The 837-nt window shown below is 71.9% G+C and carries 1 protein-coding gene; it reads right to left on the bottom strand.

Features of this window, described 5'->3' with window-relative positions:
* Positions 1 to 837 (bottom strand): methyl-accepting chemotaxis protein (locus FVW20_RS19875; RefSeq protein WP_231039210.1); only part of this gene is annotated, 837 nt, incomplete at both ends.

Here is an 837-nt window from a genome sequence, read left to right as displayed (position 1 = left end):
GAGCGGGTGGCCAGCGCGTCGCTTTCGCGCACTGCCCCGGCCACGGTGGCGGTGCTGTCCACGAAGCCGCGCGTGGCCCGCTGGATGGCGCGGATGCGCTCGCCCACCTGGCCGGTGGCGCTCATGGTCTTTTCCGCCAGCTTGCGCACCTCGTCGGCAACCACGGCAAACCCCCGTCCGGCCTCACCGGCGCGGGCCGCCTCGATGGCAGCGTTCAGCGCCAGCAGGTTGGTCTGGTCGGCAATGTCGCTGATGACGCCCATGATCTGGCCTATGCCTTCCGCCTCGCGCCCAAGTTCCGCCACGTTTTCCTGCAACCGCTCCACCTGGCCGTGCACCTTGTGCATCACGTCCATGGAGGCGCGCACCACGTCACGGCCATCCTCGGCCACCTGCATGGTGGAAGCGGCCATGTCCACGGCCAGCGCGGCGCGTCGCCCCACCTCGGCCACGGCCTGGTTCATGCGGTCCATGGCGGCGGTCACCTCGTCCACACGGGCCAGCTGGCGGGCGGCCCCCCCGCTGGAATGGGCCACCTGCTCGGCCAGTTCATGCGCTGACGAGGCCACCCGGCGGGCAATGTCTTCCGCCTCGCGCGCGGTGGCGGCGATGACCGCGTTCTGGGCGTCCAGCCGGGCATGCTGGGCGCGCTCGTGCGTCAGGTCCACCCACAGCGAGATGGCGCCCATCAGTTCGCCGTCCAGGTCGTAGATGGGCGTGGCCACCATGTGCAGCACCACCTCGCGCCCGTCGGCCTGCGGGTCCAGCACCACGTCCTCGGCCACCCGGTCGCGCCGTTCCATGCTGCGCCGGGTCAGCACCGGGCGGGCGGCGTCG

The organism is Nitratidesulfovibrio oxamicus (assembly GCF_015731765.1).
Taxonomy (GTDB): Bacteria; Desulfobacterota; Desulfovibrionia; order Desulfovibrionales; family Desulfovibrionaceae; genus Cupidesulfovibrio; species Cupidesulfovibrio oxamicus.
The sequence above is the reverse complement of the archived record's forward strand: the minus strand, read 5'-3'. Positions and strand labels throughout refer to the sequence as shown.